This window comes from Myxacorys chilensis (genome assembly GCF_059505265.1).
On the sequence record NZ_JCACKG010000121.1, the window covers coordinates 1 to 9320 of the forward strand.

Below are 9320 nucleotides of genomic sequence, written 5' to 3' on the forward strand. Positions count from 1 at the left end.
TTGTTTATTTCACTGCCTTGCTGATTGAACTTCGCTGAAATGTCAACACAACCTAACAAATCTTCGGACAAATCAAAATCTTTAACATTCTAGTTGGAGCTTATCCAGACTATCTTCGCATCACAGACTAGAAGTGAATGTGTTGTGCAAATCAAGGTTTGCACAACACATCCTTTGGAACCTGATCGAGACATTGCTCTGCACTTGGAGGTGGTTACGCCTCTATTACAACCCGCAGATTGCCCCGTTTTTTAGAGACTCGGCATGATGTAGAAGATCCCGATCGCTCAAACTCCAAATCGAGTAAAGTTGCCCCGACTCGCAAATTCTTGAGCGCTAGGAAATTGATTGATTCTGGCAAGGCTGGATCAATAATGCGTAGGTAGTTTCCGGGCGCATCAGGAACCAAGTTCACAATCATGTGAACGAGTTGGAATACGCTGCCCGTTGCCCACGCTTGGGGAGAACATGCGACTGGATATTGAACGGGTTCGTTATCGTCTATCCGTTCGTAGCCGCAGAACAGTTCGGGCGGACGTTGGTATGGCTGATGTCGCGTCATGTCGAGCAACCCTTTACACAGTTCGAGTGCTTGATCGATTAAGCCGAGCGATCGCAGCCCGATCGCCGTCAGCGTATTGTCGTGAGGCCACACCGAGCCAATGTGGTAGCCCATCGGATTGTAGGCAGGCGAAGAACTGCTGAGCGTGCGAATTCCCCAGCCATTAAACATGTCTGGGCCGCGAAGCCGTTCTGCTACGCTGTAGGCTTTCTCAGGCGTAAAGATGCCCAAGCTTAAACAGTGTCCCGGATTTGAGGTAATGCTATCGACCTGGTTTCCATCTCCATCTAACGCCAACGCGCAGAAATCTTGATCTTCCATCCAAAAATCGCGGTTAAAGCGCATCTTCAGTTCTCTGGCTTCTTCGTCCCAGCGATCGGCAAGATCAATGCGTTTCTTCATGCGGGCAATCTGACTCAGCCGTACCTTTGCCGCATACACATAACCTTGCACTTCACAGAGTGTGATTGCGCCTTGAGCGAGTTTGCCTTTGCGATCAACAATGCAGTTCCCCGAATCTTTCCAGCCTTGATTGTCGAGTCCGCGTTTCGAGATTCGCTGGTAGGCAAGGTAGCCCGTTTCTTTGAGGTTGCGATCGCACCAGTCCATCGCCGCGATCGCATTGCCCCACAATCGATCCAGTGTTTCATAATCGGCTGTCCAGGCAAAGTACTCGGCGTAGAGCATCAACCAGAGCGGCGTTGCATCGACCGTGCCGTAATAGGGCGTGTGCGGCACTTCCTGACATCTCGCCATCTCGCCAAACCGGATCTCATGCAGAATCTTTCCGGGCTGCTCTTCGCGCCATTCGTCATCGACTTTGCCCTGATAGTGAGCCAAAATCGTCAGCGTCTCACGGGCAATTTGTGGATCGAGCATCAGGGTTTGAGACGCCGCAATGATCGAGTCTCGTCCAAATAGAGTAGAAAACCACGGAACCCCAGCAGACAGTGCCTTATTTTTCCCAAAGGTTTGACGCAGGAGATAAATATCTTGCTCTGCTCGCTCAATTACCCGATTGAACGTGTTTTTATCGGAGCGAATTTGCGTTGCATGACTGCGCCACGTTTCTTCTTCGGCAAATTCAGCCGCCTTGGCTTGGGAGAGGGTAATTGGCGCGCTCACATTTGATACGTTGCGACCATTGCTAAGGGGTTGCAGCCGATACCCCATCTTCTGAATTTCGTGAGACTGTAATTCAAGCTGCCAAATCGCGGTGTTGCCTTTGATCAGGTCGGGCTGACAGTGAATAAATTCAATATGAGACTCTAGAATCGCGTGATCAAGTCCTTGATAGGCAAGGGTTAGTTCCTTGACGGACTGATCCCGTTCACTCCCAAACGACGATACGAATTCTTCTGCCTCGTTCTCTTCTGGCTCTGAGCGGTGAGCCGGATCAAGGGGCGGTAGCAGGCGCAAGAGACGACCGCGATCACTACGTCCATAGCCCCGCACTTCAAACAAATCAACAAAATCCGCATCAAAACTGAGGCTGATTTCAAATTGAGCAGGTTCGGTACTGTAGTTCGCAATTTCGATCTCTTCAAACAAGCCACCATTTAGAACAAGTTCACGCTTGATGCCAATGGTTTCGGCTTGAATATAGTCTCCTAATCGTGGATTAGCGCACAGCACCGACAGCACAAACCCTTTTTCTGCCGTGCTACTCAGTAAAATTGGCGGATGTCCGTCGATTTGCAGTTCTAAGCGATTGAGAAATCGGGTGTCGTTGCAAAATAGCCCCATACTGCTGCTGCGCCCATCATCCCATGCGCCGCCGATATTGCCGAATGTGTCGGTCAGCAGAAATAGATCATCATCTTTCAGGGTCAAGACGGGCTGAGGGCGTTCGTTTAAGACGGAGGGCCATTCTGGAATCGGAAGTTGCTCGGCTGGAACAAATTTTTTACCGTCGAGTTCGATGATCTCCGAAGTCATGAAACTAATCTCTAAGTGATGAGGGCAAATCGAGGCACTGACGTTTCCATTTAATGCCGCTTACATTTAAGCCGATTTAACCGATAGAGTGCCACGAGATACTGAAAATTCTTGACTAATTTTTGACTACGGTTGGGAGTTATTCAGGCAGGCAACAAGCGCTTATATTTCGGGGTTTTGCATCTTTTTGCCTGAGTACAGCATTTTTGCTTTAGTAATGTTTTTGTAATGTTTTCAACTTGCGAAGAAGAAATGTTTGTTAAATCACCATTCGTATTAAAGGATTCTTAAGTTCTACAATTTCTGAGCCTTAGCAAGTCACTATGAAACTATGGACCTACACGGCGCATCTCACGCTTCACATACGCCTTCCACCCTACTGAATGCGCTGCAAACGTGGTAGTATGCCTGATGCTTCCACGTCAGTTTTCCGTAACATTGATCGCCATTCGCGCAAGATGTAAATCTGACGGAAACGCGCGTCTGGCTCAGATCTTGTCTTAAACTTTTTACAATTTCACTTCCCCCTTAACCCTTTTTGGATCTCCAGTTCATGCAAGTGCCATCCTCTCGCCGTAGAACAAAAATTGTCGCCACGATCGGTCCGGCTACCAGCACACCAGACGCCCTACGAGAACTCATTAAAGCGGGAGCAACCACGCTCCGTCTCAATTTCTCTCACGGAACGCACGACGACCATTTGCGTAGCATTCGTCTGATTCGCCAGATTTCGTTTGAGCTAAACCAGCCCGTCGGGATTCTTCAAGACTTGCAGGGACCCAAAATTCGCCTCGGACGGTTTGAGAATGGCTCGATTATTCTCAACAAAGACGACAAATTTACGCTGACGAGTCAAATCGTTCCGGGAACGCAGGAGGTTAGTTCGGTCACCTACGATCGCTTGTCCGAAGAAGTTCCAGAAGGGGCAACCATTTTGCTCGATGATGGCAGAGTCGAAATGGTGGTGGAAGCGGTCGATCGCGCGGCTCAGGAACTGCGATGCCGAGTGGTCGTCGGAGGTCCCTTATCCAACAATAAAGGGGTGAATTTTCCTGGGGTTTACCTGTCGATCAAAGCGTTGACCGATAAAGATCGCAAAGACTTGACGTTTGGATTAGACCAAGGCGTAGATTGGGTTGCTCTCAGCTTTGTGCGAAATCCTCAAGATGTACTGGAGATCAAAGAATTAATCTCCAGTGCTGGGAAGTCGGTTCCTGTGGTGGTGAAAATTGAAAAACACGAAGCGATCGAGCAGATGGAATCGATTTTGTCGATCGCAGATGGTGTGATGGTGGCTCGCGGCGATCTGGGTGTCGAACTTCCGGCAGAAGACGTGCCGATTCTGCAAAAGCGCTTGATTGCGACGGCAAATCGATTTGGCATTCCGGTGATCACTGCGACGCAAATGCTCGATAGCATGGTGCATAGCCCGCGCCCGACTCGGGCCGAAATCTCCGATGTCGCCAACGCGATTTTGGATGGAACCGATGCGGTGATGCTCTCGAATGAAACGGCAGTGGGCAAGTTTCCGGTAGAAGCGGTAGCAACGATGGCGCGGATTGCGATTCGCACCGAGCAAGAGCCAAAGCGTCATACCCTCGAAGGTACGGGACGATCGATTCCCAACTCGATCAGTCAAGCCGTTGGCAAAATTTCTGAGCAATTAGGTGCGATCGCTATCATGTCGCTTACCAAGTCAGGAGCGACTGCTCGCAATGTCTCGAAGTTTCGCCCCACGACTCCGATTCTTGCGATTACGCCTCACGTCGATGTTGCGCGTCAGCTTCAGCTGGTGTGGGGCGTCAAACCGTTGCTCGTTCTCGATTTACCGTCCACAGGTCAAACCTTCCAAGCCGCGCTGAATGTAGCGCAAGAGAAGGGATTGGTGTCAGAAGGCGATCTAGTCGTAATGACAGCTGGAACGCTGCAAGGGGTCTCAGGTTCTACCGATTTGATCAAGATCGAAGTGGTGACAGCCGTTCGTGGAAAAGGGATCGGTATTGGTCAAGGCTCGATCAGCGGTCGCGCCAGAGTTGCCCCGAATACGGGCGAGTTATCGCGCTTTCGCTCCGGTGAAATCTTAGTTGCCCCCAGCACTAGCGCCGATCACATTGACGCGATTCGTAAAGCCGCCGGGATCATCACAGAAGATAGCAGCCTGACTAGTCATGCGGCTGTCATCGGGTTGCGGCTGGGCATTCCGGTTTTGGTTGGAGTGAAGAATGCGACTGGAGTGATTCGAGATGGCGAGATTGTCACGCTAGATATGCAGCGTGGATTGGTTTATTCCGGCACAAACGGCGCAACGCAGACCGATTCAGCCCTAACGGTTTAAAGAATTTCTCCTGTCTAGCCCCGGTTACTTGCGTAAAGAAACAGTGTAGTGACAGACAACTCTCATCTGGGTAAACTCATCCCAGCTACACTGAGAGTTGCTTTTAGTCCCCCACGGTTTTTTAGGAGATTGCAATATGGCTTACGCCGCTTCTGTGATTACGGCAATTAACCCAATCAAGTTTGGGACAGATGGATGGCGCGGTCTGATTGCAGCCGATTTCACCTACGATCGCGTCAAGCTTGTTGCTCCGATCGCAGCTCAAATTTTGGCGGAGGAGTACGGCTCTCAAACGGGCAGCAATACCGTGATTGTGGGATACGATCGCCGCTTCATTTCCGAAAACTTTGCTCGTGTGGCAGCAGATTCAATTCGTGCGCTCGGGTTTGATGTGCTGTTCTCTGAATGCTTTGCGCCCACTCCTGCTTTTAGTTGGGCCGCCAAAAAGCTAAATGCCTTAGGCGCGATCGTCATTACGGCTAGCCACAATCCGGGCGGATATTCTGGCTTAAAAGTAAAAGGGGCATTTGGGGGATCGGTTCCGCCAGAAGTGACGCAGAAAATAGAAGCTTTGCTGGCAAGCGGTCAGTCACCAGAAGCGACGACTCAAGGCGGTTTTCAAACGTTTAATCCCTGGACAAGCTATTGCGAAGGGCTGCGATCGCTGGTCGATATCGATTCGATTCGCACGGCTATTCGCAACGGTAAGCTGACTGTATTTGCAGATGTGATGCACGGAGCCGCTGCAAGCGGGATCGCTCAATTGCTCGGCGTCGAGATTCAAGAATTGAACAGCGATCGCGATCCCCTGTTTGAAGGCGGCGCACCGGAACCCTTACCCAAATATTTATCCAAACTGCTGCACACGATCCAATCGTTTCAGGGTGATAGCTTAGCCGTTGGATTGGTATTTGATGGGGATGCCGATCGCATCGGTGCAGTCGATGGCAAAGGTAATTTTCTTAGCTCTCAAATTCTGATTCCAATTCTGATCGAACATCTGTCAAGAAAAGGCTACAGTGGCGAAGTGGTGAAGACGGTAAGCGGCTCGGATCTGATCCCCAAGGTCGCCGCCTTGCATAATCTTTCGGTGTTTGAGACGCCAATTGGTTATAAGTACATTGCCGATCGCATGTTAGAAGCCAAGGTGTTACTGGGCGGTGAGGAATCGGGCGGGATCGGCTACGGACACCACATTCCAGAGCGCGATGCTCTGTTAGCCGCGCTATATGTGTTAGAAACAGTAGTTCAAACCGAACTGGATTTAGGCGATTTGTACCGCCAAATCCAGCAGAAAGTAGGATTTGATGCGGCGTACGATCGCATTGATCTCCCCCTCGCCAGTATGGAAGTCAGAGCAAAACTTTTAGAGCAGTTAAAGACCCAACCGATTCAGGAAATTGCTGGACGCGAAGTGATCAACTGCCAAACCGATGACGGTTACAAATTCCGTTTAGCCGATCAAAGCTGGTTGCTGATTCGCTTTAGCGGCACTGAGCCTGTATTGCGGCTCTACTGCGAAGCTGACACGCTAGAACAAGTTCATGCCACGTTGAACTGGGCAAAGAATTGGGCCAGCTCTGTGTGAGATTTATCTTGTGTTCGCTTAATGGTTATGAAACTGATGGTTCATAACCTTCGCTTTTAACCAAAAATGTTCAGATCCAGATTTACCGTTTAGAGATAAGTCATATTCAATTATTACTCGTCTACCCTATGCATAACGAGTTTACAGCAATCATTGAACCTGCATCTGAGGGCGGCTACTTTGCATACTGCCCTGAAATCCCTGGAGCAAATGGTCAAGGAGAGACAATCGATGACTGTCGTCGGAGCTTAGCTGATGCGATCGCTCTTATCCTAGAGGATCGACGGCAGGAGGTTTTGCGGGGAGTACCAGAGGACGCCATTTATCAAGTGGTATCTATTGGATGAAGCGGAGTGATCTCCTGAAACATCTGCGGCGGCACGGTTGTGTTCTCAAGCGAGAAGGTTCGTCACATTCGTTGTGGATGAATCCGCAAACTGGTGCAGTAGAAGCGGTTCCACGCCGTACAGAAGTCAAAAACCTGTTAGCACACAAAATCTGTAGGGCTTTATTGCTTCCCGATCCTTAGAACATTTAACAGAAGCCTTGAGGTAGACGAGCGCATTTCACTCGAATGCTCTCATCGCTTCTGCAAATCTAGTCACGACAACCTAAGCTCTCGCGGGTATCCACTCCAGTAGTGGGATTTGTACCTGAGGCGCGATCGCACAGTTGTTTCACCGTGTATCGATCGACGAGCGCATCCGTAAAATCTGCGCCCGTAATGTCTGTCTCATCCAAAATGCTGTTAGTTAGCGTCGCGCCCGTGAAATTGGCATTGGTCAAATTTGCTTTGTAAAGCGTCACGCGATCGACTAAGGCATCTTCTAAATTTGCGCCCGCTAAATTGGCTTGTAGAAGATTTCCTTTCGTCAGCATCGAACTTTTAAGATTGGCTCCCTCGAAATTGGTTTCCCGCGCTTCGACCGCTACAAACGTATAGCCTTCCAAATTTTGGTTGGAGAAATCTTGCCCCTCAATCTGAGCATGGGAATAGTTTTTCATCTCCTGAGCCATGACCGGAGTAGCGCTGAGTAAAATCCAAAGCCAAGCCAGCAGGACAATGACGACAACCCGAATCAGCGGAATGGGTATCCAGCTCAACAGCCGAGAGGGAATCGATTTAAACAGTTCTAGCGGGATCACTATCATGATCATCTAAGGTTTAGCATTCACTTTCTGCTGCTTGAGCCAATCATCACCAACTCGAATCGTTAAATCAGAATCGAGATCGCCCGTTGAAGCTGCTTCCACTGATCCAAAGCCTAACGCCGTTTGCAGCGCTTTGGCAGCTGGCAAATCGCCTTTTTGAACAATCACCTGAGTCTTCTGCTGCCCATCATCCCAATCCTCTGTCACATAAGCATTGTTGTAGCCTAAGCTCGATAAATATTGAACGAACTGATTTGCTGACTCTGGATCAGTAGAGGCATTCTGAACCGCAATTTTGATGTTGGTGCTGGGAAGCTCAGAGACGCTATTGCCAGTCATTGAGGAGGTGTTGAAATACTCCTGCACAACGCGATCGCGCCCTTGAGGGTCCATGATCCAATAGCTGGCTTGAAATTCGTCCGGTGCGCTAAACCGACCCGGCAGCATCACCATTTTAAAGTCATTCTTGTCTAACTTCAGCCCCAAACTCACCAATGACAGCATTTCCTCGACGCTAAGGTTCGTGTCGATGTACTTCTGCATCATGCTAATCAAACCCGGAACTTGAGGTAGAACCAACGGGCTGGTTAACTTCTCTCTTAACGCTTTAATTAAGGCTTGCTGGCGTTGAACTCGACCAATGTCGCCATTGTTGTCATGGCGGAATCGCGCAAACTGCTCGGCCTGATCCCCGTTTAGCGTTTGCCAACCCGGAGCAAGATCAATTTTTAGCTTTTGGGTGTTATCAACGTACTGCATCCGTTCCGGTACATAGACCTGAACTCCGCCCAGCAAATTCACGAGTTCACGAAACGCACCGGTGCTGATCCGCAAGTAGCGATCGATCTCCATTCCGTTGAGCGTTTGACTGACTGCTTCTCGCGCTAAAAGCGGGCCGCCGCTTGCATTGGCTTGATTAATTTTAGTAACGCCAATTCCTGGAATCTCAACTTGAGTATCTCTCGGAACCGAGAGCAAGTTTACAGCATTGTCGATTGGATCAACGTGGAGTACCAGCATCGTATCGCTGCGCCCCGAGAACATCGCATCTGACCCCTCTGGAGCGTCAGGAACGCGATCGATGCCCATCACTAAAATATTAACCGGACGGGACACACGATACTGAAAGCCGCTACTCCAGAGATCACCGAACAGCTTTTGCCCTTCTGAGGGAGCCACAGCCCCCGGAATTGGAGCGATGAGGGCGAGTGCCGTTCCTATGGTTGCTGATGCGGCAGCGGTCGCGAGAAACGCGAATGCCCAAATCAAAGAACGAGAAGATCGGCGGGGAGGAACCGGAATCGAAAGATCTGAAGGATGGGAACGAGTTCCCGATGAACTGGCTAAATCTGGCTGCTTCAGCGTGGATGGATTCTTCAACTGCTTCACTCCCTTCACCTTATCTCAAACGCTTGTCTAGCTAGGATATCCACGAATGCAACCCGTCTTTTGCTGTAATAGTAACGGATCGGTTTCTTTTTCTGGGTCACCTACAAGACGTAATTTACTTGCTTTTGCCTAATTTGGATAGCCCAAGCTAACTGATGCACCCCGATACCCCTAGTGTTTACCCGACTAAAACTTACTACATTCGGTAGAACTATGCGAATTCTGCTGTATGGAGTTTCTCTGATCACGAGTTGCGGTAGAGTTCTCCCAAACTAAATTCATGCAAGGGTTTAATTAATTCTTCTACAGCCTTTTCCAGCCTAATGAGGTACAAGCTAGAGTAATGTAAAGTGCCA

6 protein-coding genes are annotated in these 9320 nt (G+C 49.6%); 3 read left to right on the plus strand and 3 right to left on the minus strand.

The window, feature by feature from the left end:
• Positions 1-214: 214 nt before the first annotated feature.
• Positions 215-2500, minus strand: coding sequence for an amylo-alpha-1,6-glucosidase (locus tag AC5JLB_RS08845; RefSeq protein WP_495873462.1), 2286 nt, complete (start codon positions 2498-2500; stop codon positions 215-217).
• Positions 2501-3053: 553 nt separating this feature from the next.
• Between AC5JLB_RS08845 and pyk the strand changes: the two genes are divergently transcribed.
• The 3 genes from pyk to AC5JLB_RS08860 all read left to right on the plus strand — a co-directional run bounded on the left by pyk (position 3054) and on the right by AC5JLB_RS08860 (position 6770).
• On the plus strand, positions 3054-4835 hold the full coding sequence (gene pyk / locus AC5JLB_RS08850; protein WP_495873463.1) for a pyruvate kinase: 1782 nt from the start codon (positions 3054-3056) through the stop codon (positions 4833-4835).
• Positions 4836-4971: 136 nt separating this feature from the next.
• Entirely contained in the window at positions 4972-6423 is a 1452-nt protein-coding gene (locus AC5JLB_RS08855) for a phosphoglucomutase/phosphomannomutase family protein (protein ID WP_495873464.1), read from the plus strand.
• Between the two features lie 128 nt (positions 6424-6551).
• Positions 6552-6770, plus strand: coding sequence for a type II toxin-antitoxin system HicB family antitoxin (locus tag AC5JLB_RS08860; protein WP_495873465.1), 219 nt, complete (start codon positions 6552-6554; stop codon positions 6768-6770).
• A 250-nt stretch (positions 6771-7020) separates the two neighbouring features.
• Here AC5JLB_RS08860 and AC5JLB_RS08865 read toward each other — a convergent pair whose 3' ends face one another.
• Both AC5JLB_RS08865 and AC5JLB_RS08870 read right to left on the minus strand, forming a co-directional pair.
• Complete coding sequence (locus tag AC5JLB_RS08865) at positions 7021-7575, minus strand: pentapeptide repeat-containing protein (protein WP_495873466.1); 555 nt, start codon at positions 7573-7575, stop codon at positions 7021-7023.
• A gap of 6 nt (positions 7576-7581) precedes the next feature.
• A complete protein-coding gene (locus AC5JLB_RS08870) occupies positions 7582-8964 on the minus strand; it encodes an LCP family protein (protein WP_495873467.1) in 1383 nt (460 codons plus the stop codon).
• Positions 8965-9320 lie beyond the last annotated feature (356 nt).